Raw genomic sequence first — 24,765 nt, forward strand, 5'->3', positions numbered from 1 at the left:
GACTTTTCTCCCGAGGGGAATCCGACATGGCAGTCATGGCCGAGTCCGCTGTCGCGCAGGTCAAGCGCGCCAGCCTCTGGACCAGAGCATTCGAGAGCCGGAATTGGCTCGGCGCGATGTTCATGGTGCCGGCGATCGCGATCCTCATCCTGTTTCTGGCTTATCCGCTGGCGCTGGGCTTCTGGCTCGGCATGACCGACACCAAGATCGGCGGGGCCGGGCGCTATATCGGCTTTGCGAACTTCGTCTCGCTCTCCAAGGATTCGGTGTTCTGGCTCTCGGTCTTCAACACCATCTTCTATACGTTCACCGCGAGCATCGTGAAATTCGCCATCGGCCTTTACCTCGCGCTGCTGCTCAACGAGCGGCTGCCGTTCAAGTCGATGATTCGCGCCATCGTGCTGCTGCCCTTCGTGGTGCCGACGGTGCTGTCCGCGATCGCGTTCTGGTGGATCTATGACAGCCAGTTCTCGATCATCTCCTGGGTGCTGATCAAGGCCGGCCTGATCACGCGCTACATCGACTTCCTCGGCGATCCCTGGAATGCGCGCTTGTCGGTCGTCGCCGCCAACATCTGGCGTGGCGTGCCCTTTGTGGCGATCACGCTGCTGGCGGGATTGCAGACGATTTCGCCCTCGCTCTACGAGGCGGCCAATCTCGATGGCGCCACCAACATGCAGCGCTTCCGCCACATCACGCTGCCGATGCTGTCGCCGATCATCGCGGTCGTGATGACATTCTCGGTGCTGATGACGTTCACCGACTTCCAGCTGATCTACACCATCACGCGGGGCGGGCCGATCAATGCCACGCATCTGATGGCGACGCTGTCGTTCCAGCGCGCCATCACCGGCGGCAATCTCGGGGAGGGCGCAGCGATCTCGAACGCGATGATCCCGTTCCTGGTCGCAGCGATCCTGCTCAGCTTCTTCGGGCTTCAGCGCTCCCGCTGGCAGCAGGGCGGGAGGGACTGACCATGAGCACCGCAGACGACCAAAGCGTCGGAATGGATTATCTTGAGAGCTTACCGCGGAAGTTCTTGCGGGTGTACTCTCCGCTCGGCCTGATCATCTTCTTCCTGCTGTTCCCGTTCTATTGGATGGCGGTCGCGACGTTCAAGCCGGACGCGGAGATGTACGATTACGAGAAGTACAATCCGTTCTGGATCGTGAATCCGACCATTGAGCACATCAAGAAGCTGTTGGTCGAAACCGACTATCCGCTCTGGATGTGGAACACCGTGATCGTCTCGGTGTCCTCCACCTTCATCTCGCTGTTCGCCAGCGTGTGCGCCGCCTACGCGATCGAACGTCTCCGCTACAGGGGCTCGCGCTATGTGGGGCTAGCGATCTTCCTCGGCTATCTCGTGCCGCCCTCGATCCTGTTCATTCCGCTGGCGGCGATCGTGTTCCAGCTCGGCCTGTTCGATGGCAATCTGGCGCTGATCCTGACCTATCCGACCTTCCTGATCCCGTTCTGCACCTGGCTCCTGATGGGCTATTTCCGCACCATTCCCTACGAGCTCGAGGAATGCGCGCTGATCGACGGTGCGACGCGGCTCCAGATCCTGGTCAAGATCACGCTGCCGCTATCGCTCCCGGGGGTCATCTCGGCCGGCATCTTCGCCTTCACGTTGTCCTGGAACGAGTTCATCTACGCGCTGACCTTCATCTCCTCGTCGGAGAACAAGACGATTCCCGTCGGCGCCATCACCGAGCTCGTCAGCGGCGACGTCTACCATTGGGGCGCGCTGATGGCGGCGGCCCTGATCGGCTCGGTCCCCGTAGTTATCCTTTATTCCTTCTTCGTGGAGTACTATGTGTCGGCGATGACCGGCGCCGTGAAGGAATGATCGCGGGGCCTGCCTTGAGAGCGTGCCAGGAGAACGTGTCAGGAGCGGCGCGCTCCGGCCAATAAGAAGGAGTAGGCTCTTGCACATTCTGGTTCTGGGCGCCGCCGGCATGGTCGGCCGTAAATTGTGTGAACGGCTGTTGCGCGACGGCCGGCTCGGCAAGAGCGACATCACCAAGCTGACCATGCACGACGTGGTCGAGCCCAAGAAGCCGGAAAAGGCCGGTTTCCCCGTCGAGACCGTGTCAGGCGATTTCGCCGTGCCGGGCGCCGCCGAAAAGCTGATCGCCGGCCGACCCGACGTGATCTTCCATCTCGCCGCGATCGTCTCCGGCGAAGCCGAGCTCGATTTCGACAAGGGCTACCGCATCAATCTCGACGGCACGCGGATGCTGCTCGATGCCGTCAGGCTCGTCGGCGGCGGCTACAAGCCGCGCGTGGTCTTCACCTCGTCAATCGCGGTGTTCGGCGCCCCGTTCCCGGACGCGATCGGCGACGAATTCTTCCACACCCCGCTGCTCAGCTACGGCACCCAGAAGGCGATCGGCGAATTGCTGCTCGCCGACTATTCGCGCCGCGGCTTCCTCGATGGCATCGGCATCCGTCTGCCGACCATCTGCATCCGGCCCGGCCTGCCCAACAAGGCGGCATCGGGCTTCTTCTCCAACATCCTGCGCGAGCCGCTGGCCGGCAAGGAAGCGATCCTCCCGGTCTCCGAGGACGTCCGCCACTGGCACGCCACGCCGCGTTCCGCCGTCGGCTTCCTGCTCCATGCCGGCACCATGGACCTCGCCAAGGTCGGTCCGCGCCGCAACCTGACCATGCCCGGCTTCTCGGCCACCGTCGGTGAGCAGATCGCAGCCCTCCGTCGTGTTGCGGGCGACAAGGTCGCCGCACGCATCAAGCACGAGCTGGATCCGTTCATCGTCGGCATCGTCGGCGGCTGGCCGCGCAATTTCGAGGCGAAGCGGGCGCGCGAGCTCGGCTTCACCACCGAAGAAAAGACTTTTGACGACATCATCCGCATTCACATCGAAGACGAGCTCGGCGGCAACTTCGTCGCCTGATCCAACCGATGAACAGCGTGGATATGACGATGGCGAGCGTTGCTTGCATCGGTGAATGCATGGTCGAGCTCCGGCAGGCCCAGGGTGGACAGTCCGCTGGACAGTCCAGCGGGCATGGCCAGGGCGGCGGCCTGTATTCGCGCGGCTTCGGTGGCGACACCCTCAATACGGCGGTGTATCTGGCGCGGCTCGAGGTCAAGGTCGACTATCTCACCGCGCTTGGCGACGATGCCCTGAGCGACGAGATGATCGCGGCCTGGAATGCGGAGGGCGTCGGGACCCGCCGCGTCTCCCGGCTGCCGGGCAAGCTGCCCGGCCTCTACATGATCCAGACGGATGCGAAGGGCGAGCGGCAGTTCTTCCACTGGCGCGACAGTGCGGCGGCGCGCCAATTGATGAGCCTGCCGGAGACGGATGAGCTGCTCAACTCGCTGATGAGCTACGACATCGTCTATCTCTCCGCGATCACGCTCTCGATCTACGATGCGGCCGGGCGCGAGCGCCTGTTCGCGGCGATCAAACGCGCGCGCCTGCTCGGCACCCGCTTCGTGTTCGACACCAATTTCCGCGCGCGGGGATGGCCGGACCGCGATGTCGCCCGCGAGGTCTTTGCCACGGCGTTTGCGACCGCCGACATCGTGCTGACCTCAACCGAGGATCTGCTCGCGCTCTATCCCGGCGAAAGCCACGAGCAGTTGATGGCGCGCATTCCCACGCCCGAGCTGGTGTTCCGTCTCGCCGAGCCCGTCAGCCTGTTGCGCTTTCCCGGCGGCACCAGCGAAGTCCGCGCCGAACCAATGACCAAGCCGGTCGTTGACACCACGGCAGCCGGCGACAGCTTTGCGGCGGCCTATATCGCGGCCCGGCTCGCCGGATCCGATCCGGTCGAGGCAGCCCAGGCCGGGCACCGCCTCGCCAGCCTCGTGATCTGCTATGCCGGCGCCATCATTCCGGGCTATGCCATGCCGCCGAAGAAGCGGCACCGGCCGGCGACCACGCGTCAAGCGACCAAGTGAAACGAAAGTCAAGATGACCACGACCGCCCAACAGAACCATCTCGTCGCGCTGTTCAAGGCCGCGACCGTCATTCCCGTCCTCACCATCGAGCGGATCCAGGATGCCGTGCCGCTGGCAAAAGCGCTGGTGGCCGGCGGCGTCCGCACGCTGGAGGTGACCATGCGCACCCCCGTTGCGATCGAGGCGGCGAGGGCGATGATGGCCGAGGTGCCCGAGGCGGTCGTCGGCATCGGCACGATCCTCAAGCCGGCCGATTTCGTCCGTGTCGAGAAGTTGGGCGTCGCGTTCGGCATCAGCCCGGGTCTGACCCCCGATCTCCTGAAGGTCGCCGCGGACAGCTCCTTGCCGTTCGCGCCGGGCATTGCCACCGCGTCCGAGCTGATGCTGACGCTGTCCTACGGCCTCGACGTCGCAAAATTCTTCCCGGCCGAGCAGGCCGGCGGCATCAAGGGCCTGCGCGCGCTGGGCGGGCCGTTCCCGAATGTGCGGTTCTGCCCGACCGGCGGTGTGGGCGAGGCCAATGCGGCGACCTGGCTCGCCGAGCCCAACGTGGTCGCGGTCGGCGGTTCCTGGCTATGCCCGACGGCGGAGATCAAGGCCGGGAACTGGGCCGGCATAACTGCCATCTGCCAGCGCACCCTCAAGGCCCTGAAAGCCACGTGAAGTCTTGCGGTTGGTGGGCTAAGACTTAGGTCAGTAAGAGACCCCAGGGAGATGACCATGACCGCCAGCATCGTCGGATGGGCGCATACGCCGTTCGGCAAGTTCGACACCGAGACCGTCGAAAGCCTCGTCACCCGCGTAGCCAACGAGGCGATGGCCGATGCCGGCATTTCCGCCTCCGACGTCGACGAGATCGTGCTCGGCCATTTCAACGCCGGTTTCTCGCCGCAGGATTTTACCGCCTCGCTGGTGCTCCAGGCCGACCCGAAGCTGCGCTTCAAGCCGACGACCCGCGTCGAGAACGCCTGCGCCACCGGCTCCGCCGCGGTCCATCAGGGCCTGCGTGCGATCGACGCAGGCGCGGCCAGGATCGTGCTCGTCGTCGGCGTCGAGCAGATGACCCGCACCCCGGGGCCCGAGATCGGCAAGAACCTGCTCAAGGCATCCTATCTGCCGGAAGACGGCGACACCGTCGGCGGCTTCGCCGGCGTGTTCGGCAAGATCGCCAGCTCCTATTTCCAGAAATACGGCGACCAGTCCGATGCGCTGGCGCTGATCGCGGCCAAGAACCACAAGAACGGCGTCGCCAACCCCTTCGCCCAGATGCGCAAGGACTTTGGCTTCGAGTTCTGCCGCGCCGAGAGCGAGAAGAACCCCTACGTCGCGGGTCCACTGAAGCGTACCGACTGCTCGCTGGTCTCCGACGGCGCCGCGGCGCTGGTGCTGGCCGACGCCGAGACCGCCAAGGGCATGAGCAAGTCGATCGGCTTCCGCGCCACCGCGCACGCCCAGGACTTTTTGCCGATGTCCAAGCGCGACATCCTCCAGTTCGAGGGCTGCACGGTCGCTTGGCAGCGCGCGCTGGAGAAGGCGGGCGTTGCGCTCACCGATCTCTCCTTCGTCGAGACCCATGACTGCTTCACGGTCGCCGAGCTGATCGAGTACGAAGCGATGGGCCTGACGCCGAAGGGACAGGGCGCCCGCGCCATCAAGGAAGGCTGGACGCTCAAGGACGGCAAGCTGCCGGTCAATCCGTCCGGCGGGTTGAAGGCCAAGGGCCATCCGATCGGCGCCACCGGCGTCTCCATGCACGTGATGACCGCGATGCAGCTCGCCGGCCAGGCGCCCGAGGGCATGCAGCTCAAGAACGCCAAGCTTGGCGGCATCTTCAACATGGGCGGCGCAGCGGTCGCGAATTACGTTTCCGTGCTGGAGCCGCTGAAGTAAGTTCTCGTAGGGTGGGCAAAGGCGCGTTTGCGCCGTGCCCACCTTTTTGTTGCGCTAGATCATGGTGGGCACGCTACGCTTTGCCCATCCTGCGGCTCTTCATTGATTGGCAGGGAATGCATCATGGGCAATGACTACGAAGACTCGCTGTCGATAGACGCACTCAACGATCGCATCGCGATCCTCGAGGACAATATCCGGCAGCTCATCGAGCAGGCCGCGGCCGCCTCCGGCGAGCAGAACGAGTCGCGGATCGCCGACCGGATCAACCAGCAGAACGATGAGCTCGACCGTCTCATCAAGATCCGCGAATCCCGCCAGAAGAAATAGCGGCCGCGGCACCGCGCATGCGGCCATACCCCGGCCGCCCTTGCGCGCGCGGCGTCGCTGCCCTTAGCTGGACCGAAATCGCAGGGCCAGGTTGAGCCCGCGCAATCGGGAGCGAACGGATGGGGCCGCTGAAGGGCATCAAGGTCGTGGATATGACCACCGTGCTGATGGGTCCCTATGCGACCCAGATGCTCGGCGACTACGGTGCCGACGTGATCAAGGTGGAATCGCTCGACGGCGACGTCACCCGCCTGATCGGCCCGATGCGCCATGCCGGCATGGGCCCGGTGTTCCTCAACACCAACCGCAGCAAGCGCTCGATCTGTCTCGATCTGAAGAAGCCCGCCGGCCGAGAGGCCGTGCTGCGGCTGCTGAAGGACGCTGACGTTCTCGTCTACAATGTCCGCCCGCAGGCGATGGCGCGGCTTCAGCTCGGCTACGACGTCGTCTCCGCAATCAACCCGCGTCTCGTCTATGCCGGGGTGTTCGGCTTTGGCCAGGACGGGCCTTATGCCGCCAAGCCCGCCTATGACGATTTGATCCAGGGCGCGACCGCGCTCCCCGCCTTGATGGCGCAGACCGGTGACGGCGTGCCGCGCTATGTGCCCAACGCGCTGGTCGATCGCATCGTCGGTCTCACTGCGGTCGGCGCGATCTGCGCCAGCCTCGTGCATCGGGATCGCACCGGCCGCGGCCAGCGCGTCGACATCCCGATGTTCGAGACCATGGCCGGCTTCGTCATGGGCGACCACATGGGCGGGCTCACCTACGAGCCGCCGCTCGACAAGGGCGGCTATGCCCGTCACCTCTCGCGCGACCGCCGGCCCTACAAGACCTCGGACGGCTATCTCAGCGTCATCGTCTACAACGACAAGCAGTGGGAGAACTTCTTCAAGGCAACGAGCCGCGACGATCTGCGCGCCGATCCCAAATTCGCGACCTTCGCCGGCCGTGCCGCCAATATCGACGTCGTCTATGCCGAGCTCGCGCGCATCTTCGAGACGCGCACCACGGCCGAGTGGATCGATTTGCTGACCAAGGCCGATGTGCCTGTGATGCCGATGCACGACCTCGCGTCGATCCTGCACGACGAGCATCTGGAAGCCACCGGCTTCTTCCCGGTCGTGAACCATCCGACCGAAGGCCCGATCCGCAGCATGAAGGTGACGGCGACCTGGTCGGAGACCGAGGCGGAGCCGGTGCGGCTCGCGCCGCGGCTCAACGAGCACGGCGCGGAGATTCTGCGCGAGGTCGGCTACTCCCCGGACGAAATCGCCGCCATGGTGCGCGACGGTGTCACCGGGGCTATTGCCGGCCAGTAGGGATTGGCTATGTCGATTCGTACTCTGCGGCGGCGCAGTCGTGAAAATGTATCCATTGTTGGACAAGATCCCTGGGCCTGCATCAAGCTCCCGTCGCTCCCCAAACTCGTAAACGGACCTTCTCATGATCGTCTTCACCCGTCTGCTCATGATCGCGTGCAGTATCGTACTCGCAACTGCCGCCGCTCGTGCTGCGATGCCGGCCGATGCGCCCGATGCCCGCGACCACGCGCTGACCAGTCGTTATGCCGGCTCCTGGCTGGTGGCGCAGGACGTCCAGGGCTTCGATCAGGTCGGGATGCCGCGCGGGAGCCAGAATGGCGAGGTCGTGAAAGTCGAGGGCCGTGTCACTCGCTTGTTCTACCTTGCCCCGGCCGGCAAATCGGCGCTGGAGGTTCAGCGCAACTACGAGCAGGCGTTGGAGCGAGCTGGCGCGGCCAGGCAGGATAGCTGCGCCGAGGACTGCGGGGCGCGCGACTTCGGCCAGCTTCGCAAGCTTCCGGCTAACCCGTCGCTGCCAAAGGCCCAGCTTGAAGGGTGGAGCCCCATCACCTTGCTCCAGCAATGGCAGGAACCCGGGACCGAGCGCTACTGGTACGGGACCGTGAACGCATCCGGTGCAATGCTGCATGTCGCGATTGTCACGGCGAAGCCGGGAACGGTTGCGCTGACCGGCAAGTACGTGGCCACCATCGTGGAGATCGTCGAGGCCAAGGCGATGGAGTCCGACAAGGTGGTGGTGGACGTGAAGGCCCTGACGAAGGGCTTGCAGGCCGAGGGCAAGGTGGCGCTGTACGGCCTGTACTTCGATACGGGCAAATCCGTCATCAAGCCGGAGTCGAAAGCTCAACTCGACCAGATGGCACAGTTGCTCCAGTCCGATGGATCTCTCAAGGTCCATATTGTCGGGCACACCGACAACCAGGGCGCCCTGGACGCCAATCTGGCCCTGTCGAAAGCACGGGCGCAAACGGTCGTGGATGCCCTGGCGACGACGTACAAGGTTGACCCGAAGCGGCTGTCGGCGGCCGGCGTCGCCAGCTATGCGCCGCTCGGTAACAACGCAAGCGACGCGGGCCGTGCGCGGAACCGCCGGGTAGAGATGGTGTTGCAGTAGCGCGCCGCTACCAGATCGCAGGAGCACGAACGTCACCATGAGCTTCATCACCGGCGTCGGCCTCACACCTTTCGGCAAGCACGAAGGCTCGTCCTCGCTCGACCTGATGAGCAAGGCGGCGCAAGCCGCGCTCGACGATGCCGGGCTCAAGCGCGCCGAGATCGACGGCATCCTCTGCGGCTACTCGACCGTCTCGCCCCACATCATGCTGGCCACTGTCTTCGCCGAGCATTTTGGCATCCGCCCGTCCTACGCGCACGCCGTGCAGGTCGGCGGCGCCACGGGGCTGGCGATGACGATGCTGGCCCATCACCTCGTCGAGGCGGGCGTCGCGCGCAACGTCCTCGTCGTCGCCGGCGAGAACCGGCTCTCGGGGCAGAGCCGCGACGCTTCGATCCAGGCGCTGGCGCAGGTCGGCCACCCCGACTACGAGGTGCCGCTCGGCCCGACCATTCCCGCCTATTACGGCCTGGTCGCCACCCGCTACATGCACGAATTCGGCGTGACGGAAGAGGACCTCGCCGAATTCGCGGTGCTGATGCGCGCGCATGCCTGCACCCATCCCGGCGCACAATTCCACGATCCCATCACGGTCGCCGATGTCATGGCCTCGAAGCCGGTGGCAATGCCGCTCAAGCTGCTGGACTGCTGCCCGGTGTCGGACGGCGGCGCGGCCTTCGTCATCAGCGGTGAGCGGACCGGCGAGGCCGGTGTGCGCATCCGCGGCTGCGCCCAGGCGCATACCCATCAGCACGTGACGGCCGCGCCCGCGCTCAGCGAGCTCGGTGCTGAAATCTCCATCGCCCGCGCCAAGGAGGCCACAGGCCTTGCGATCTCCGACGTGCGCTACGCCGCGATCTACGACAGCTTTACGATCACGCTCGCCATGCTGCTGGAAGACCTCGGCCTTGCCGGCCGCGGCGAGGCGGCTGCGCGCGTGCGATCAGGTCATTTCAGCCGCGACGGCGCGATGCCGCTCAACACCCATGGCGGCCTGCTCAGCTATGGCCATTGCGGCGTCGGCGGCGCCATGGCGCATCTGGTCGAGGCGCATTTGCAGATGACGGGGCGGGCGGCTCACCGCCAGGTGCGCGATGCCTCGATCGCGCTGCTGCACGGCGACGGCGGCGTGCTGTCGTCCCACGTGAGCATGTTTCTGGAGCGCGTGCGATGAGCGAACGAATCGCGGACTGGACCAAGGGTGAGCAGGCCATCACCTACCAGACCTGTGGCGCATGCGGCCATGTGCAGTATTTCCATCGCGCCTTCTGCGCGGCCTGCGGCGCGCCCGATCCGCGCAACGCGCGCGCCAGCGGCAAGGGCAGAGTCTACGCGACCTCGCTGGTCTGCCGCGCCGCCACGCCCGAGACGCGTGCGCACGTGCCCTACAACATCCTGCTGGTCGATTGCGCCGAGGGATTTCGCATGATGGCGCACGGCGAGACGAATCTAGCTATCGGCGATGAGGTCACCGCGAGCTTCCCGACGTTCGCCGGCAAGCTCGTGCCGTTTTTCAGCAAAGGGAAATAGTAGGATCCGTCATTCGGGGGCGGTCCAAGGGACCGAGCCTGGAACGGGATTCTGGGCCTGGCTTGTGCGAGAGCCACCCCGGAATGACGAAAACACTCTACGCAACTCTTTTGCTAACGCCCGTAGAACAAGATGCTGGCGATGACGAGCATCGCCGTCACCGCCAGCATATGCGCGAGCGCTCCCGAGGCCGCCCCCTTGGTGGCTTCCTTCATGCCTATTCTCCCTAGACTTGGGCGTGACTCATCGTTGCGCGCACTGCGCACCCGACGGTCAATTGTTTTTACTCGGAACACCCCTTGCGAGTATTCACCGTGATTTGTCCCCACACGGCGAATATCGACTGTGCCAAGGTCGATCAGCAATGCGGCGGCATTTTGACTCGATGATGTTGCTGTTGCGGTCGCGCAGCACAGGGTTTGCGGCAACTTTCTTCAATCGCGACAAATCATCGGATTTTCCCGCGAGAATTCGCGGGTTTCTTTGTGGCCATCGATTTGGCCTTCGAAGCCTCCATCAGCGCATCCCTGATGTTGGTGAGGTGACGCGTCATGGCGTGGCTCGCCTTGCGCGGGTTCCTCGCTTGAACGGCTTCGAAGATGGCCTCGTGATCCCTGCGCCACATGGGCCGGTAGTCCTCCATCTGCATGTGGTTGTGAATCTCCTGCCAGATGCCGGACTCGGTCTGTGCGCGCCACAGCGAGTCGCTGATCGACACCAGCGCGCCGTTCCCGGTCGCCTCGGCCAACACCATGTGGAAGCGGTGGTCGGACGTGTCGGCCTCGCGTCCCTGCGCATGTTCCCAGCGCATCATCGCGAGCGCTTCGGCGAGCTGCGCGAAGGCGGCCTCGGAGCCGCGCTGCGCCGCGATCGCCGCGATCTGCGGTTCGATCAGCTGGCGCGCCTCCAGGTTCTCGAATGGCCCAAAACCTTCGAGCACGTGCACGTCAGGTGCCTCCTGACGACTGATCACATAGACGCCGCTGTTACTGCGCACCTTCAGCATGCCGGCCATCGCCAGCGACAGGATGGCCTCGCGCACCGTCGGCCTCGACACGCCAAACGTCTTCGCGAGATCGCGCTCTGCCGGCAGGCGCTGGCCGATCCGGTAACTCGCCTGGATCATCGCAGCAATGCGCCGGGCGACGATCTCGAAGCTGCGTTCAGGCTTGGACGGGGGATCGTGCAACATCTTCGTGCTCATCAGTCCTTTTTTTGAGTTTGACAAGCTGCCGCTCGAAAGCCAAGCTGGTCAGACCAATTTGAACTGACCAGTTTCGCGCGACCGGGGTTGGGAATACTCTGTCGGTGGGACGATGGAGGCTGCGCGCGTGTTCGACAGCAAGCCGAATTCAGCCGAGGCGCGTGACATCGCGTTCCATCTGCACTCGCAGACCAACCCTCAGCGACATGCAGAAATCGGACCGCTGATCATGGCGCGCGGCGAGGGCGTCCATGTCTTTGACGCGAACGGCAAGCGTTATCTGGAAGCGATGGCCGGGCTCTGGTGTACCTCGCTCGGCTTTTCCGAGACGCGCCTGAAAGCGGCAGCAGCGGCGGCCTACGACAAATTCGGCTTCTATCACAGCTTCAATCACAAGACGCCGGACAACACGATCGACCTCGCCGAGAAGCTGGTCGAGATCTCGCCGATCCCGGATGCTCAAGCATATTTTGCAACGTCAGGCTCGGAAGCCACCGAGACGATGGTGAAGCTCGCCTGGGTGTATCACGCGGTTCACGGCAAGCCCGGAAAGCGCAAGATCATCGCCCGCGATCGCGGGTTCCACGGCTCGACGATCGTTGCTGCTTCGATGTGCGGTCTGCCCCGCATGCACCGCGAATTCGGTCTTCCGCTCGATGGCTTCCTGCATACGCATTGCCCGGACGCCTATCGCGGCACCAGACCAGGCGAAAGCGAGGCGGCGTTTGTCGACAGGCTCGCAGCCGATCTCGAAGCACTGATCATGGCCGAGGGGCCCGATACGATCGCAGCCTTCATCGCTGAGCCGATCAACGCCGGCGGCGGCATCGTCGTGCCGCCGAAGGGATATTTCGCGAGGATCGAGGCGGTGCTGCGCCGTCACGACATCCTGGTGCTTGGTGACGAGGTGGTCTGCGGCTTCGGCCGCACCGGCAACTGGTTCGGCTGCCAGACGGTCGGCATGAAGCCGGACATGGTGGCGCTCGCCAAGGGCATCACCTCGTCCTATTTCCCGATGTCGGCCGTGTTGCTGGGCCGTCCGATCCGAGACGCGCTCAGCGAGATGAACAAGGGCGGCGAGCTGTTCGGGCACGGTTTCACCAATTCCGGGCACCCGGTCGGCGCGGCGATCGCGCTCGAAACGCTGAAGATCTATCACGAGATGGATGTGGTGCCGCACGTCCGCCGCATGGGCTCGAGGCTCCGCACCGGGCTGGAGCAGATCGCGCGGGATTCGCGCATCGTCGGCCAGGTGAGGGGCGAGGGACTGATGATCGGGGTCGAGCTGGTCGCGGACCCCGCGACGCGGCAGGCCTTCGATCCCGCGCTGAAGGTCGGCGCGATGTTCGATGCGCTCGCAATCGAGAATGGCCTGATCATCCGCGCGATGGGCGACACGATCGGGTTCTGCCCGCCGCTGATCATCGACGAAGCCGGAGTTGACGAGGCGCTCGACCTGTTCGCGCGGACCTTGCTCAGCGCCGAGGCCAAGCTTGCCGAGACACGTCCATCTGCGTAACCCCTTGAGGAGACCATAGCATGCGCCGTCGAGACCTGCTCCGATCCACACTGGGCGCCGGTCTCGGCGTCGCCCTGGGCTCGAGTCTTGCGATGCCGCGGCTGGCCCGCGCGCAAGGTTCGCGCGTGCTGCGCTTCGTGCCGCAGGCCGATGCGGCCATCCTCGATCCGATGATCACGACCGGCCTCGTCAACCGCAACCACGGCTTCCTGATCTGGGACACGCTCTACGGCGTGGATGAGAAATTCCAGGTTCAGCCGCAGATGGTCGCCGGCCATACCGTCGAGAACGACGGCAAGCTCTGGACGATGACGTTGCGCGACGGCTTGAAATTCCACGACGGAGAGCCCGTACGCGGGCGCGATGTGGTGGCGAGCCTGAAACGTTGGGCCGCGCGCGATGCCTTCGGCAATTCGCTCTTCAATTTGGTGGACGAACTCTCGGCGCCTGATGACAAGACCGTGCGCTGGCGTCTGAAGTCACCGTTTCCGCTGTTGCCGGAAGCGCTCGGCAAGGTCGGTGCCATCATCGCCTTCATCATGCCGGAACGTCTTGCGCAGACCGATAGCGTCACGCCGGTCAAGGAGCTGATCGGTTCCGGTCCGTTCAAATTCCAGGCCGATCAGCATGTGCCCGGCGCGCGCCTGGTGTATACGCGTTTCGATGCCTACGTGCCGCGCCCCGAGGGGACGCCGAGCCTGCTCGCCGGTCCGAAGATCGCGCGTTTCGACCGGGTCGAGTGGCAGGTCATCCCGGACCCCGCGACGGCCGCGGCTGCGCTTCAGCAGGGCGAGATCGACTGGTGGGATCAGCCCATCGTCGACCTGTTGCCGAAGCTGAAGGGCAACAAGACGCTGACCGTCGAACTGCTCGACCCCATCGGTAATGTCGGCGTGCTGCGCTTCAACCATACGCAGCCGCCGTTCGACAACCCGGCCATCCGCCGCGCGGTGCTCTCCGCCATCAGCCAGAAGGAATTCATGTCCGCGGTTGCGGGCGACGACACCAGTCTCTGGCGCGACAAGGTCGGTTTCTTCGCGCCCGGCGGCATCATGGCGAACGATGCCGGCATGGACGCGCTGAACGGCCCCCGGGATATCGCCGCCGCGGCCAAAGCCATCAAGGACGCCGGCTACAAAGGCGAGAAAGTGCTGCTGATGGCGCCGGGCGATTTCCCTGTCATCGGGCAGATGAGCGAAGTCGCGGCCGATCTGTTCCGCAAGCTCGGCTTCAATGTCGACTACGCGGCGATGGACTGGGGCTCGATGCTGCGGCGCATGGGCAACCGCGAGACACCGGACAAGGGCGGATATAGCGCCTTCTGCACTTACTCTGCGGGCGTCACGCAGCTGAACCCCTCGGCGCATAACTTCATCCGCGGCAGCGGTGACAAGGCGACCTTCGGCTGGGCAAAGAGCGAGAAGCTGGAGCAGCTCCGGGATGCCTGGTTCGCCGCGCCCGATGCCGCCACGCAGACGAAGATTGGCGTCGAGATGCAGAAGCAGTGCTTCATCGATGTTCCCTATGTTCCGCTTGGTGTCTTCTATCAGCCGACGGCTTACAAGAAGAGCCTGACGGGCATGCTCAAGGGCCTGCCGTTGTTCTGGAACGTGCGCGGCGCCTGAAGAGGGATTTTCGATGCTTCCGATCACCGGTTATGCGGACCGCTGGAGCGTGCGCTCCGGCGACGACATCAACTTCATGATTGCGGTCAAGGGCGGCGGCCGCTATTCGGCGCGGATCGCCCGCATCATCTGTGGCGACCCGAATCCCAGGGGACCAGGCTATCGCGAGATTCCGGTCAAGTGGGACCTGGAAGGCCAGCACGATGGCATCGAGCAGACCATCGCCAAGGGCTCATGGGTCGATGTGTCAGCACTGACGCTGCCGGCGGGCCCGATCGCCTTTGCCGCCACTGTCTGGCCGACCTTGCTCGCCGCGGGCCAGCAGGCCGTGCTGAACTGGGCGGGTATCGGCGGCTCGCTGACGCTCGGCGTCGGCGCAACCGGCGCTTTCGCCCGGCTCGTGACCGGCGAGGGCACCATCGAGGTCGAGACCGGCGTCGGGCTCACCGAGCGGGCGTGGCACGACATCGCGTGCGTGTTCGACCCGGCAACCGGATTGTTGGCGATCGCACAGGCACCGCGCAAGATCAGGCTCGATCGCGACGAGCGCGCGACGAAATCGCTGAGCGCGCCAAAGGCCGCGTTGGCCGGCACGGGGGCGGCGGCGATTGCAGCGGAGCGCGCAGGCCGGGGCGTAGTCCACCATTTCAACGGCAAGATCGAGCGGCCGCGCATCACCGATGGCAGCACCGGCCTTGACGGCACCATCGCCGTGCAGGCTTCTGGCACGGCGGCTCCGTCCGTCGCCGAATGGGATTTTTCCATCGGCATTCCGACCGACTCCGCGACCGATATCGGCGCGGCCAAGGCGCACGGCACCTGCATCAATTTGCCGACGCGCGCGATGACGGGGTCGCGCTGGACCGGCGGTGTGACGCATCGCTGGACAGAAGAACCCAAGCTCTGGGGTGCGATCCATTTTCACGACGACGATATCGGCGATTCCGGCTGGCAGCCGTCGCTGACCTTCACCGTGCCGGAGGATTGGAAGAGCGGCGTCTACGCACTGCATCTCGAAAAGGATGGCACGCGCGACAACATCGTCTTCTATGTCCGCGCCCGGATACCGGGATCGCAGGCCAAGGTGGCTTTTCTCGCGCCGACCTTCAGTTACACGGTCTACAGCCAGTATCAGAAGAAGGGCAGGCAAGCCCTGATCACGGAGCGCTCGCTGGCCTGGGGCGCGCTGGCACAGGCGCCGGACGGTCATCCCGAGTACGGCGTCTCGCCCTACAACTTCCACTCTGACGGCAGCGGCGTGGTGATGTCGACGATGCGCCGGCCGCTGATCGACAAGCGTGTGAACCAGATCCATCTGGTCGATCCCAGCGACTACGGTTCCGGCCTCTACTGGATCTCCGCCGACAGCGCCATCACCGATCTGCTGACCCGCAAGGGTATCGACTTCGAAGTCATCACCGATCACGACGTCCATGCCGAAGGCGTCGATCTGCTGTCGAAATATTCTGTGGTTCTGACCGGGCAGCATCCGGAATATCACACCCATGAGACGCTCGACGCGCTCGGCGCCTATCTCGGCAATGGCGGCCTCTTCATGTATCTCGGCGGCAACGGCTTCTACTGGAAAGTGGTGCCCCATGCGACAGGCACCTGGGCTTTCGAGCTGCGCCGCGCCGAGGGCGGCATCCGGCTCTGGGAAACGCTGCCCGGCGAGAGCTATCACGCGTTCGACGGGTCCTATGGCGGCCTCTGGCGGCGGCTCGGCCGCCCGCCGCAGGCGCTGGTCGGCGTCGGCTTCAGCACGCAAGGGGAGTATATGGGTTTCCCCTACACCTTCCTCGACGGCATTCTCGATTCCCGCGTCGCCTTCATGCGCGAGGGGATCGAGGATCTGGCGAAGCCCGGTGCCAAGCTTGGCGAGCGCGGCTTCATGGGCGGCGGCGCAGCGGGTCACGAGCTGGATCGGGCGGACACGCGCCTTGGACCCCGCATCATGCGATCATCGTCGGCCGCGCAGTTCTCACTGATCCGACCTATCAGCCCGTCAACGAAGAGCGCTACGACCATACCTGGCCGGCATCGCGCGAGGACATCATCCGCTCCGACCTGACCTTTTTCGAGACGCCGAATGGCGGTGCGGTGTTCTCCGTCGGCTCGATGAATTTCATCGGCGCGTTGCCGGTCGACGGCTACAACAACGTGGCAGCCCTGCTGGTGACCAACATCGTCAGGCGCTTCGCCGATTCGACGCCATTCCCGGTGCCGAAGGCCCCCGCACAAGGGGGATGACCTCACGCGACGATGTTGCTCTTGGGCCGGTGCGAGAATACTCTTGGGACCTCTGCTCGAAAAAACGACAACAAGACCAAGACCCAAGGTGACTGATGGCCCGTATCAACTACAGCGACCCGTTCAAGGCGTCCGACCGCACCCGCGAAATTCTCGATAAGAACCGTAACGCCAACATCTTCCGCATGATGGCGCACTCGCCGAGCTATTTTGAGCAGTATTGCCGGCTCGGCGGAGCCATCCGCCACAAGGGCGAGCTCGATCCCATCGTGCGCGAGCTCGCAATCACCCGCACTGGCATTTTGTGCGAGGCGCCGTATGAGATCGTCGCGCACAAGCGCATCGGCAAGAATGTCGGCGTCACCGACGAGCAGAACGAAGCGCTGGAGAATTGGCAGGCCGCGACCTGCTTCAACGAGGTGCAGCGCGCCGCACTCGCCTTCACCGACGAGATCGTGAAGCTGAAGAAGCCGACGGATGCGACGTTCAAGGCGATCGCGTCGAAGCTGACACCGGCCGCGCTGGTCGAGCTCCAGCTTTCGGTCGGCTTCTACATCATGACCTCGAAATTTCTGGAGACTTTTGAAATCGATCTCCAGCCCGTCACGGAAGTGGTGGGCTGATCCAAAAACTGTGGCGAGGTCTGCCGATGACGATCGATGAATACGCGGTCTGGGCCGCGAGCATTGCGAAAGTCGATGAGCATCCGTCCAACGAGCGGCTGTCCTATCTCGGGCTCGGCCTCGCCGGCGAATCCGGCGAGGTGGCCGACCACATCAAGAAGCTGCTGCGCGATGACTGGCTCGACAAGGCGGGCCTCGTCGATGAGCTCGGCGACGTCATCTACTACTGGGCTTGCCTGTGCGCCGCGACCGGCCAGCAGCCATCCGAATTGCTCAAGGCGAGCGCTGCCAAGATCAAGCGACGGCTGAGCGAAGCCGCGAGCCGCTGACCCGATCAGCGCGCTCACGTCGACGTCAGAATGTCGACCTTGGCATTGGCGACGATCAGGCGGTCGGCGAGGAGCTGCGCCAAATTGCGCATGATGCGCTCGGAAGCGCGTGGGTGCTGCTTGCGGAAGCGCTCGAAATCCTTCAGCGGCACCTCGAATGCGGTCGCCGCCATGTCCGCGAACACGTCAGCCGAACGCGTCGGCTCCAGCAGCGCCATCTCGCCGAAGGCCATGCCGGCGGTCAGCGTCGCCAGCCGCACGCCGTCGGGCAGGGTGACATGCACGGCGCCGCTGCGCAGGAAGAACAGGAAATCGGCGGGGTTGCCTGTCGTGATGATCTTTGCCCCGGATGGAAAGGTCCGGATCGTGCAGATCGAGGCGAGGTCGGTCAGCTCTTCCTCGCTCATGCCTGATAGCAGCGGCTGTTCGGCAAGCTCGGTGGTCTCGTGGAAATCGATCGAGCCGCCATAGCGGTAGACGATCTGGTCTTCCGCCCATTCGATCGCGGTGTCGAGCAAATAGAAGTCGCGGACGTTCTTCAGCTCCGCCGTCCATTCCCGCAGGCTGTCCCATTCCTTCGACGCACGCCTGACCCCCGACAGTACGACGGTCACGTTCAGCGCTGCCAGCTCCTCGAACGCCTCGGCCACGAGCCGCGCCCCGGCGCGCGTGGTGGAGGTGACGCGGTGGAGATCGAAGATCACGATTTGCGGCCGGGGCTGTCCGGCCAGCCGGCGCGAGACATAGTCCACCGCCGACAGCGACAGCGTGCCGACCAGCTCGATAACCCGCACCTCCTGCTCGTGCCCGGCCAGAATCTCGCGCTCCTGCGGCCGGCGCACGCGCCGCGACGGGCTCTTGCCGATGTCGTAGTCGGCGATGACGGCGTTGCGCGCGTCGTCGCTGCGGTTGAGCATGTGCAGGTCGTAATGCGAAGACAGCGCCTCGCAGACCTTGATGCCGCGCACGCTGTTGCCATGCTTGTCGAGCCTCGGCGAATAGCTGCCGAGCCCGAGCCGGGCGGGAAGGGCCGCGAGGATGCCGCCGCCGACGCCGCTCTTGGCGGGGATGCCGATCCGGTAGATCCACTCGCCGGCGTAGTCGTACATCCCCGACGACGTCATCACCGACAGCGTGCGCGAGATCGCGTAGGGCGTCAGCACCTGCTCGCCCGTCACGGGATTGACGCCGCGGTTGGCGAGCGTTGCCGCCATCACCGCGATGTCGCGCGCCGTGACCAGCACCGCGCATTGCCGGAAATAGACGTCGAGCACGCCCGCAACATTGTCCGAGATCACCGCATTGGTCTTGAGGAGGTAGCCGATGGCGCGGTTGCGGTCGCCGGTCTGGCTCTCCGAGCTGTAAACGGCCTCGTCCACGGCGAGATCGCGCCCCGCAAAGCGGCTGAGCGCAAGCCGGATCTGCTCGAAGGCGTCCGTGCCCTTGCTGTCATAGATCAGCCCGGTGCAGGCGATCGCGCCGGCATTGACCATCGGGTTGAACGGATGGTTCTCGGAATTGAGCCGGATCGAGTTGAAGGGATCGCCCGAGGGCTCGACGCCGATCGCGCTCTCGACGCGGCCGGCGCCCAGGAGGTCCAGCGCCAGCGCGAACACGAACGGCTTTGACATCGACTGGATGGTGAAGGGCACCCGGCTGTCGCCGACCTCGTAGACATGGCCGTCCAGCGTCGCGAGGCTGATGCCAAAATGGGCAGGGTCGGCCTTGCTCAGCTCGGGGATGTAGTCGGCGACGGCGCCGGAGGTCTCGGCCGAGAATTCGTTGAGACAATTGCCCAGAAACCGCAGCAAGGGCGGCTTCGAGCGGGTCCAGGCGGAAGCGAGAGGCGAGAGTGATGTCATCGCCCCTGTTGTGCAACGCAATCAGGGCACGCGCAACCCGTCCGGCACCACGGCCTGCCGCCGGACCAGCAGCAGGGCGATCAAGACCGTGGGCACGAGGATCGTGAGGCCCAGCAGCGTGACCTGCATCTGCGACAGCGGCATGATCCCGCCGCCGGGGGTGGCCACGACGAAGCCGCCGATCACCAGCAGCACCCGCAAAGGCCACTCCATCAGGCCGGCGCCGCGAAGGTCGCCGACAAAAGCCTGGTAGCCCTGGATGCCGCCGCAGATGAAGACGATGCCGAAGCAGGCAAGTCCGGTCAGCCCGAATGCCTCCAGATACGGGTTGCTGCCCTGAAGCAGCAGCGCCGGATTGAGCACGAAGAAGAACGGGATGAAATAGATGATGCTGCCGACCCACATGCTCTCCCAGCCCGTCTTCATCGCGGGCGCACCGGCGATGCCGGCTGCGGCGAAGGAGGCGATCGCCACCGGGGGTGTGATCGAGGACAGCATGCCCCAGTAGAAGATGAACATGTGCACCGCCATCTTGTTCAGCCCGAGCTTCTCCAGCGCCGGCGCCACCAGAATGGCCAGGAAGATGTAGCAGGAGGTCGTGGTCAGCCCGAGCCCGAGGATCAGGCTGGTGATGGCGCACATGATCAGCAGCAGGAAGGCATCGCCTCCAGCGATGCTGAGCAGATCGTTGGCGAGGCTCGAGATCATGCCGGTGAGCGAGAAGGCGCCGATCAGCAGGCCACAACCGGCGAGGATCGCGATCAGCTCGACGAAGGTCTTGCCGTTGAGTTCGAGGAAATGCAGCCAGCGCGCGCCGCCCCAGTTCTTGCCGGGGAAGAATTCGTTCAGCGCGGCCAGCAGGCACATGCCCCATCTGTGGACGCCCCGGTGGATGCAAGAAGAATCTTTCGATTAGGTGTTGCGCGTAGTCGGGTGCTGACATCTGTCCGGCCTTGATTGCGACCGTCATATGTCGCGGGCCCGTATGGGAGTTCGCGGATCAGGTCCAAATCACAGCGGCGTACTTGGAAGCACTTGGGCATGTACTGGTTTTCCCGACCCCGTCTCATCGACTGTTGCGCCGTACCTTCCGTTTGACCTTCCTACCTCCTCGACGACCTCTGGTCGGGCGGACTAAGCGATTAAGCCGCTGCGACCGGAGCTTTGTAGACCCCACCGTTGACCATCAAAGCCCACACGGTGCGAGCCATCTTGTTGGCGAGAGCGACGGCGACAAGCATGGGCGGCTTACGAGCGAGCATGCGCTCCAGCCATGCCCCTTGCGATTGACCGCGTCGGCGAGCCAGCTTCACCACCGCACTCGCCCCGATGATGAGGAGACGCCGCAGCGTTCGCTCACCCATTTTCGATATTTGGCCGAGCTTCTGTCTTCCACCAGTGGAACGTTGCAGCGGCGTCAACCCCAACCACGCGGCGAAATCCCGGCCACGTTTGAAGTTTTCGGGCTCAGGCGCTAGCGCCATCAGAGCTGTCGCAGTGATTGGGCCGATGCCAGGAACTGTCATAAGCCGTCGAGCAACTTCCTCTTCTCGGGCTCGTCGCGCGATCTCAATATCGAGTTGCTTGATTTGCTCTTCCAGCACCGCCAGCATCTTGACTAGGATATCGAGCGCCGGTTGCGCCGCCGTTGGCACGCTGCTCCCGGAAGCTTGCGCGTGCTCAACCAGCGCGGCGACATTGGACGCCCCCTTTGCAACGACCAGGCCGTATTCGGCGAGGTGACCTCGCAACGCGTTTATGATCTGAGTACGTTGCCGGACCAAAAGATCGCGAGCGCGAAACACGACCGCGCTCGCCTGCTGGTCCTCACTCTTCACGGCGGCAAAGCGCATGGTGGGGCGTTGGGCTGCTTCGCAAATCGCTTCTGCATCGGCCATATCGTTTTTCTGGCGTTTCACAAAGGGCTTTACATAGGACGGTGGAATCAGACGCACTGCGTGACCCAGCTTGCCAATCTCACGAGCCCAGTGATGGGCGCTGGCGCAGGCTTCCATCGCTACCAGGCACGCAGGCTGCTGAGCAAAGAAAGCCAGCACATTATCACGACGCAGCTGTTTGCGGAAAACAACAACGCCGCCAGCGTCTGCGCCATGTGCCTGAAAAACATGTTTCGCCAAGTCTAGTCCAATCGTGCTAACTTCGTTCACGGACGCTTCCTCTTTCTGACGGTTCAACACCCTTCACTTTGGCACATCGATGCCGTCGAGGGGCGTCCACCCCATCACAGCGCGGCGTTGAGCACGCCGAACCAGAACATCGCAGCCGTTGCCGCGATCGAACCGGCGAGCACCAGCGTATTCCCGAGCCTCCAGCGCGCCGGCCCGGACCATTGATGCAGGATCACGAGCAGCACGGAGGCATAGAACGGCGCGTGGCTCTCGCGCTTGAAGTAGAGCAGCATTACCACGAGCACGACGATCACGAAGAGATAGTACCAGCCCTCTTTGAAAGCGTCCCAGAAGCGCGGCAGCTCGGCGCGCGGCAGGCCCTTCAGCTTGTGGCGGGCGGCATAGGCGTCGACCTGCGCGAACAGGCCGACATAATAGAGGATCGAGGGGATGGTGGCGGCGAGCGCGACGTCGGCATAGCCGGTGTTCATGAACTGCGCCATGACGAAGGCGGTGGCGCCCAGCACCGGCGGCGCCAGCACGGCGCCGGTCGAGGCGCAGGCCTCGATCGCGCCGGAATAGGACGGCGTGAAGCCGGTCTTCTTCATCGCGGGGATCGTCATCGTTCCGGCCGTCAGAACATTGGAGACGATGCTGCCGCCGACGGTGCCGAGCAGACCGGAGGCGAACACGCAGACTTTTGCCGCGCCGCCGCGGAAGGTGCCGCACATCGCGAAGGCGATGTTGATGAAGAATTTGCCCGCGCCCGTCATCATCAGCGCGGTGCCGAAGACGAGGAAGCCGATCACGGTGTCGGCGAAGGCCTGAATGGGAATGCCGAGCAGGCTCTCGCCGGAGAGCATGTGATAGGACGTGGTCTGCGCCAGCGTCGATTGCGTGCCGCGGAACGGACCGAGCCAGGAGGAATCCGCAAACAGCGGATAGAGCGTGAAGGGCAGCACGCTGAGCAACAAGCTCCAACCGCCGGTGCGGCGCAGCGCCTCCATCAGCACGAACCACATCACGAGTCCGGCGGCGATGATGCTGCCAGGCGCGCCATCGAACTCCCAGCCGAATTGCGCGGCCTTGCGGATGTTAAGCATCAGCCAGATCGCCGAACCGAAGGTCGCGGCGAACAGCAGCAGGTCATACCAGGGAATGCGGTCGAGCGGCGCCTTCTCCGACCCCGGAAAGATCAGGAAGGTGAACGGCAGCATCAGCGCGATCAGCAGGTAGAAATATTCGGTGTTGAGCTGGGTGTAGTCGATGAAGAAGCGCAGCGAGAATTGCTGGTTCACACACAACAGAATGGTGGCCGCGGTGGCCGTCATCAGCACCCAGCGCCACGCGCCCTTCAATGTGCGGACGCGCGTGACCTCGGCTTCCTGCAGATCGGCGGCGGCGCCGAGATGCGGATCTGCGAACTCAACCTTCGTCGCCGGCGCTGCCGCAGTCTCTGACATCGGCGCTCTCCTCAAACAGTTCTGCGGCAGGCAGCTTGACGGTCAGTCAAACCCGTTCGGCATGTCGGCCTTGGCCAGCGCCGTGGCGCGCGCCTTCATCCAGCCCTCGAGGAAGGCCTTTTCGTCCGATGGCGGATTGGACTTGCCGTAATCCGCCCACGCCGCACCGAGCACGTCCTGTCGCTTGAACAGCTTGTTGTTGTGGGTGTCCTGCGCGTCAGACCATTGCCGGGCTTCTTTCAAGGCCTTCACCGCGCCGGGATGCACGGGCACCACCCAGTTCTTAGTCTGCCGGTCGGCGGCGAGCCCGCCGGCGCCGGGTGCGGAATCCTTGTAGGCGTCGTAGCTGACGATCATCGCCTTGGTCATCGCATAGACCTGGTCTGCCGGTTGCGAGGCGTAGGTGACGAAGATCGGGTAGGGGTAGTTGCCGAGTTCGATTGGCTTCTCCGGCGTGATGCCGGCACCGCAGGTCGCGGTCTGCGGGAAGAAGAACGAGCCGACCTTCTGCATCCGCGCCCAGCCTTCCTTGTCCTTGGCGGGCAGCGGCGGCCAGACCAGGCCGCGCGGCGAGGTCTCGGCTTCCTTGGCGGGGCCGGTGATGGTGGTGCCGAAGGCGGCGTCGGTGTCGTTGTTGATCAGGCCTTTCCACATCGCGCCGTAGCTCGCGAACTCGACGACCTTGACGTCCTTTTGCGTCAGGCCTGCGAAGGCGAGCACCGCGAGCGAGTTCTGGTTCAACGCGGGCGAGCCGACCACGAAGCCGACGCGCTTGCCTTTCAGGTCTTTCAGATCTTTCACGCCGCTATCGGCTGCGACCCCAAGCGAACCGCAATTGCAATCGACGCTCGAGAGCATGATCTGGAGCGGCTGCGGGCCCCATTCCTTCGAGCCGAACTCGAACACGCCTTCCTGCGCGAAATAGGTGCCCGATCCCATCGCGGACGACGCCGCGCGCTTGGCGCGCAATGGTGCAAGCCGCGCGACGTCGTTGCCTGCGGGCAGCACGCGCACATCGGTGCCGTATTTGTCCTTCATCATTTTGCCGACGCCGACCGCGATGTTGAAGCCGGCGGTGCCGGTGTCATAGGCGGTGAACGTCAATGTCGCCGGCAGCTTGATGTCTTCGGCGATTGCATAGCGTGTAGACGCAAAAGAAATGCCCGCAACCAAGGCAGGCGCGAGCATGGTCAGCCCACGAAGCATGTTTCCCTCCAATGATCCTCGCGTTTGCCGCGAAGAGTTTCATTCTTTGTTTGAAACAGATTTTTGTTTGAAACAGATCATGTCATCGCGATCAGGCGATGGCAACGCCGTACCGCGAACGCGGCGATGAGGCAGACAGATTGTCGCGGAAGCCACGGATAATGCAGTCAGTTCGCGACGATCGCGATCGCCTGTCCTTCGGCGACGACATCGTCGAGCTTGACGAGCAGCGATGTGATCGTGCCGCTCGCGGGCGAGGGCACAGGTATCTCCATCTTCATGGCCTCGACGACTACAACGTCATCGCCATCAGCGACGGTTCCTCCAACTTGCACGGGAGTTGCGCAGATGCGACCCGCGACCTCCGTGACGATCTTAATTTCTGGCATGCCATCGCCTTTTTGTTGTCGTCGCAAAATGCCTGAGGTAGC

The 24,765-nt window shown here is 64.2% G+C and carries 22 protein-coding genes and 2 pseudogenes; 17 read left to right on the plus strand and 7 right to left on the minus strand.

Annotation, left to right across the window (positions count from 1 at the left end; all coding sequences use genetic code 11):
- Window positions 1-26 precede the first annotated feature (26 nt).
- The 11 genes from J4G43_RS21810 to J4G43_RS21860 all read left to right on the plus strand — a co-directional run bounded on the left by J4G43_RS21810 (window position 27) and on the right by J4G43_RS21860 (window position 10,124).
- A complete protein-coding gene (locus J4G43_RS21810; RefSeq protein WP_063983847.1) occupies window positions 27-974 on the plus strand; it encodes a carbohydrate ABC transporter permease in 948 nt (315 codons plus the stop codon).
- 2 nt (window positions 975-976) lie between these two features.
- Complete coding sequence (locus tag J4G43_RS21815; protein WP_208086256.1) at window positions 977-1,852, plus strand: carbohydrate ABC transporter permease; 876 nt, start codon at window positions 977-979, stop codon at window positions 1,850-1,852.
- Between the two features lie 79 nt (window positions 1,853-1,931).
- Window positions 1,932-2,918 (plus strand): D-erythronate dehydrogenase, encoded by a 987-nt coding sequence (denD, locus tag J4G43_RS21820; protein ID WP_208086257.1) that lies wholly within the window; start codon window positions 1,932-1,934, stop codon window positions 2,916-2,918.
- A 29-nt stretch (window positions 2,919-2,947) separates the two neighbouring features.
- Window positions 2,948-3,934, plus strand: a complete 987-nt coding sequence (locus J4G43_RS21825; RefSeq protein WP_071917523.1) for a sugar kinase — start codon at window positions 2,948-2,950, stop codon at window positions 3,932-3,934.
- 13 nt (window positions 3,935-3,947) lie between these two features.
- Complete coding sequence (gene eda / locus J4G43_RS21830; RefSeq protein WP_208086258.1) at window positions 3,948-4,598, plus strand: bifunctional 4-hydroxy-2-oxoglutarate aldolase/2-dehydro-3-deoxy-phosphogluconate aldolase; 651 nt, start codon at window positions 3,948-3,950, stop codon at window positions 4,596-4,598.
- 57 nt (window positions 4,599-4,655) lie between these two features.
- On the plus strand, window positions 4,656-5,825 hold the full coding sequence (locus J4G43_RS21835; protein ID WP_063983845.1) for an acetyl-CoA acetyltransferase: 1,170 nt from the start codon (window positions 4,656-4,658) through the stop codon (window positions 5,823-5,825).
- Window positions 5,826-5,948: 123 nt separating this feature from the next.
- Window positions 5,949-6,155 carry a hypothetical protein gene (locus J4G43_RS21840; RefSeq protein ID WP_014495977.1) on the plus strand — a complete coding sequence of 69 codons (207 nt, stop codon included), beginning with the start codon at window positions 5,949-5,951 and terminating at the stop codon, window positions 6,153-6,155.
- Window positions 6,156-6,274: 119 nt separating this feature from the next.
- Entirely contained in the window at window positions 6,275-7,477 is a 1,203-nt protein-coding gene (locus J4G43_RS21845; protein ID WP_208086259.1) for a CaiB/BaiF CoA transferase family protein, read from the plus strand.
- Window positions 7,478-7,601: 124 nt separating this feature from the next.
- Entirely contained in the window at window positions 7,602-8,594 is a 993-nt protein-coding gene (locus tag J4G43_RS21850) for an OmpA family protein (RefSeq protein WP_208086260.1), read from the plus strand.
- Between the two features lie 37 nt (window positions 8,595-8,631).
- Window positions 8,632-9,768 (plus strand): thiolase family protein, encoded by a 1,137-nt coding sequence (locus J4G43_RS21855; protein WP_208086261.1) that lies wholly within the window; start codon window positions 8,632-8,634, stop codon window positions 9,766-9,768.
- Complete coding sequence (locus J4G43_RS21860) at window positions 9,765-10,124, plus strand: Zn-ribbon domain-containing OB-fold protein (RefSeq protein ID WP_208086262.1); 360 nt, start codon at window positions 9,765-9,767, stop codon at window positions 10,122-10,124. Before J4G43_RS21855 ends, J4G43_RS21860 begins: the two co-directional genes overlap by 4 nt.
- 448 nt (window positions 10,125-10,572) lie before the next feature.
- On the opposite strand, the gene J4G43_RS21865 is transcribed toward J4G43_RS21860, so the two are convergent.
- Window positions 10,573-11,316 carry a FadR/GntR family transcriptional regulator gene (locus tag J4G43_RS21865; RefSeq protein ID WP_225005018.1) on the minus strand — a complete coding sequence of 248 codons (744 nt, stop codon included), beginning with the start codon at window positions 11,314-11,316 and terminating at the stop codon, window positions 10,573-10,575.
- Window positions 11,317-11,440: 124 nt separating this feature from the next.
- Between J4G43_RS21865 and J4G43_RS21870 the strand changes: the two genes are divergently transcribed.
- The 6 genes from J4G43_RS21870 to J4G43_RS21895 all read left to right on the plus strand — a co-directional run bounded on the left by J4G43_RS21870 (window position 11,441) and on the right by J4G43_RS21895 (window position 17,674).
- Entirely contained in the window at window positions 11,441-12,847 is a 1,407-nt protein-coding gene (locus J4G43_RS21870) for an aspartate aminotransferase family protein (protein ID WP_208086264.1), read from the plus strand.
- Between the two features lie 20 nt (window positions 12,848-12,867).
- Entirely contained in the window at window positions 12,868-14,472 is a 1,605-nt protein-coding gene (locus tag J4G43_RS21875) for an ABC transporter substrate-binding protein (protein ID WP_208086265.1), read from the plus strand.
- 13 nt (window positions 14,473-14,485) lie between these two features.
- Window positions 14,486-16,543 (plus strand): N,N-dimethylformamidase beta subunit family domain-containing protein, encoded by a 2,058-nt coding sequence (locus J4G43_RS21880; protein ID WP_208086266.1) that lies wholly within the window; start codon window positions 14,486-14,488, stop codon window positions 16,541-16,543.
- A 29-nt stretch (window positions 16,544-16,572) separates the two neighbouring features.
- Window positions 16,573-16,722 (plus strand): hypothetical protein, encoded by a 150-nt coding sequence (locus tag J4G43_RS21885; protein WP_208086267.1) that lies wholly within the window; start codon window positions 16,573-16,575, stop codon window positions 16,720-16,722.
- A gap of 95 nt (window positions 16,723-16,817) precedes the next feature.
- Window positions 16,818-17,345, plus strand: a complete 528-nt coding sequence (locus J4G43_RS21890) for a carboxymuconolactone decarboxylase family protein (protein ID WP_028146557.1) — start codon at window positions 16,818-16,820, stop codon at window positions 17,343-17,345.
- A gap of 26 nt (window positions 17,346-17,371) precedes the next feature.
- Window positions 17,372-17,674, plus strand: a complete 303-nt coding sequence (locus J4G43_RS21895; protein WP_014495972.1) for a nucleoside triphosphate pyrophosphohydrolase family protein — start codon at window positions 17,372-17,374, stop codon at window positions 17,672-17,674.
- A 14-nt stretch (window positions 17,675-17,688) separates the two neighbouring features.
- Here the strand turns inward: J4G43_RS21895 and glsA are convergent, their stop codons facing one another.
- The 6 genes and pseudogenes from glsA to J4G43_RS21925 form a co-directional block, all read right to left on the minus strand.
- Window positions 17,689-19,536: a glutaminase A gene (glsA, locus tag J4G43_RS21900; protein ID WP_208086268.1), complete on the minus strand. Its 1,848-nt coding sequence runs from the start codon at window positions 19,534-19,536 to the stop codon at window positions 17,689-17,691.
- 21 nt (window positions 19,537-19,557) lie between these two features.
- Window positions 19,558-20,397, minus strand: a pseudogene (locus tag J4G43_RS21905) (TRAP transporter large permease subunit); the annotation flags it as partial.
- A gap of 281 nt (window positions 20,398-20,678) precedes the next feature.
- Window positions 20,679-21,704: an IS110 family RNA-guided transposase gene (locus J4G43_RS21910; RefSeq protein WP_166353271.1), complete on the minus strand. Its 1,026-nt coding sequence runs from the start codon at window positions 21,702-21,704 to the stop codon at window positions 20,679-20,681.
- A gap of 155 nt (window positions 21,705-21,859) precedes the next feature.
- Window positions 21,860-23,128 (minus strand): annotated as a pseudogene (locus J4G43_RS21915) (TRAP transporter fused permease subunit); the annotation flags it as partial.
- Between the two features lie 42 nt (window positions 23,129-23,170).
- On the minus strand, window positions 23,171-24,334 hold the full coding sequence (locus J4G43_RS21920; protein WP_208086269.1) for a TAXI family TRAP transporter solute-binding subunit: 1,164 nt from the start codon (window positions 24,332-24,334) through the stop codon (window positions 23,171-23,173).
- Window positions 24,335-24,501: 167 nt separating this feature from the next.
- A complete protein-coding gene (locus J4G43_RS21925) occupies window positions 24,502-24,723 on the minus strand; it encodes a biotin/lipoyl-containing protein (RefSeq protein WP_014495968.1) in 222 nt (73 codons plus the stop codon).
- Window positions 24,724-24,765 lie beyond the last annotated feature (42 nt).

The sequence above is a fragment of the Bradyrhizobium barranii subsp. barranii genome (assembly GCF_017565645.3).
Classification (GTDB): Bacteria; Pseudomonadota; Alphaproteobacteria; order Rhizobiales; family Xanthobacteraceae; genus Bradyrhizobium; species Bradyrhizobium barranii.

What these genes read in the sequence shown, in the direction of transcription:
- J4G43_RS21880 (WP_208086266.1), top strand. Translation starts at nt 14,486, where the DNA reads ATGCTTCCGATCACCGGTTATGCGGACCGCTGGAGCGTGCGCTCCGGC.
- J4G43_RS21890 (WP_028146557.1), top strand. Translation starts at nt 16,818, where the DNA reads ATGGCCCGTATCAACTACAGCGACCCGTTCAAGGCGTCCGACCGCACC.
- J4G43_RS21870 (WP_208086264.1), top strand. Translation starts at nt 11,441, where the DNA reads ATGGAGGCTGCGCGCGTGTTCGACAGCAAGCCGAATTCAGCCGAGGCG.
- J4G43_RS21835 (WP_063983845.1), top strand. Translation starts at nt 4,656, where the DNA reads ATGACCGCCAGCATCGTCGGATGGGCGCATACGCCGTTCGGCAAGTTC.
- J4G43_RS21895 (WP_014495972.1), top strand. Translation starts at nt 17,372, where the DNA reads ATGACGATCGATGAATACGCGGTCTGGGCCGCGAGCATTGCGAAAGTC.
- eda (WP_208086258.1), top strand. Translation starts at nt 3,948, where the DNA reads ATGACCACGACCGCCCAACAGAACCATCTCGTCGCGCTGTTCAAGGCC.
- J4G43_RS21920 (WP_208086269.1), bottom strand. Translation starts at nt 24,334, where the DNA reads ATGCTTCGTGGGCTGACCATGCTCGCGCCTGCCTTGGTTGCGGGCATT.
- J4G43_RS21815 (WP_208086256.1), top strand. Translation starts at nt 977, where the DNA reads ATGAGCACCGCAGACGACCAAAGCGTCGGAATGGATTATCTTGAGAGC.
- glsA (WP_208086268.1), bottom strand. Translation starts at nt 19,536, where the DNA reads ATGACATCACTCTCGCCTCTCGCTTCCGCCTGGACCCGCTCGAAGCCG.
- J4G43_RS21810 (WP_063983847.1), top strand. Translation starts at nt 27, where the DNA reads ATGGCAGTCATGGCCGAGTCCGCTGTCGCGCAGGTCAAGCGCGCCAGC.
- J4G43_RS21825 (WP_071917523.1), top strand. Translation starts at nt 2,948, where the DNA reads ATGGCGAGCGTTGCTTGCATCGGTGAATGCATGGTCGAGCTCCGGCAG.
- J4G43_RS21845 (WP_208086259.1), top strand. Translation starts at nt 6,275, where the DNA reads ATGGGGCCGCTGAAGGGCATCAAGGTCGTGGATATGACCACCGTGCTG.
- J4G43_RS21865 (WP_225005018.1), bottom strand. Translation starts at nt 11,316, where the DNA reads ATGTTGCACGATCCCCCGTCCAAGCCTGAACGCAGCTTCGAGATCGTC.
- J4G43_RS21850 (WP_208086260.1), top strand. Translation starts at nt 7,602, where the DNA reads ATGATCGTCTTCACCCGTCTGCTCATGATCGCGTGCAGTATCGTACTC.
- J4G43_RS21925 (WP_014495968.1), bottom strand. Translation starts at nt 24,723, where the DNA reads ATGCCAGAAATTAAGATCGTCACGGAGGTCGCGGGTCGCATCTGCGCA.
- J4G43_RS21840 (WP_014495977.1), top strand. Translation starts at nt 5,949, where the DNA reads ATGGGCAATGACTACGAAGACTCGCTGTCGATAGACGCACTCAACGAT.
- J4G43_RS21875 (WP_208086265.1), top strand. Translation starts at nt 12,868, where the DNA reads ATGCGCCGTCGAGACCTGCTCCGATCCACACTGGGCGCCGGTCTCGGC.
- J4G43_RS21855 (WP_208086261.1), top strand. Translation starts at nt 8,632, where the DNA reads ATGAGCTTCATCACCGGCGTCGGCCTCACACCTTTCGGCAAGCACGAA.
- J4G43_RS21860 (WP_208086262.1), top strand. Translation starts at nt 9,765, where the DNA reads ATGAGCGAACGAATCGCGGACTGGACCAAGGGTGAGCAGGCCATCACC.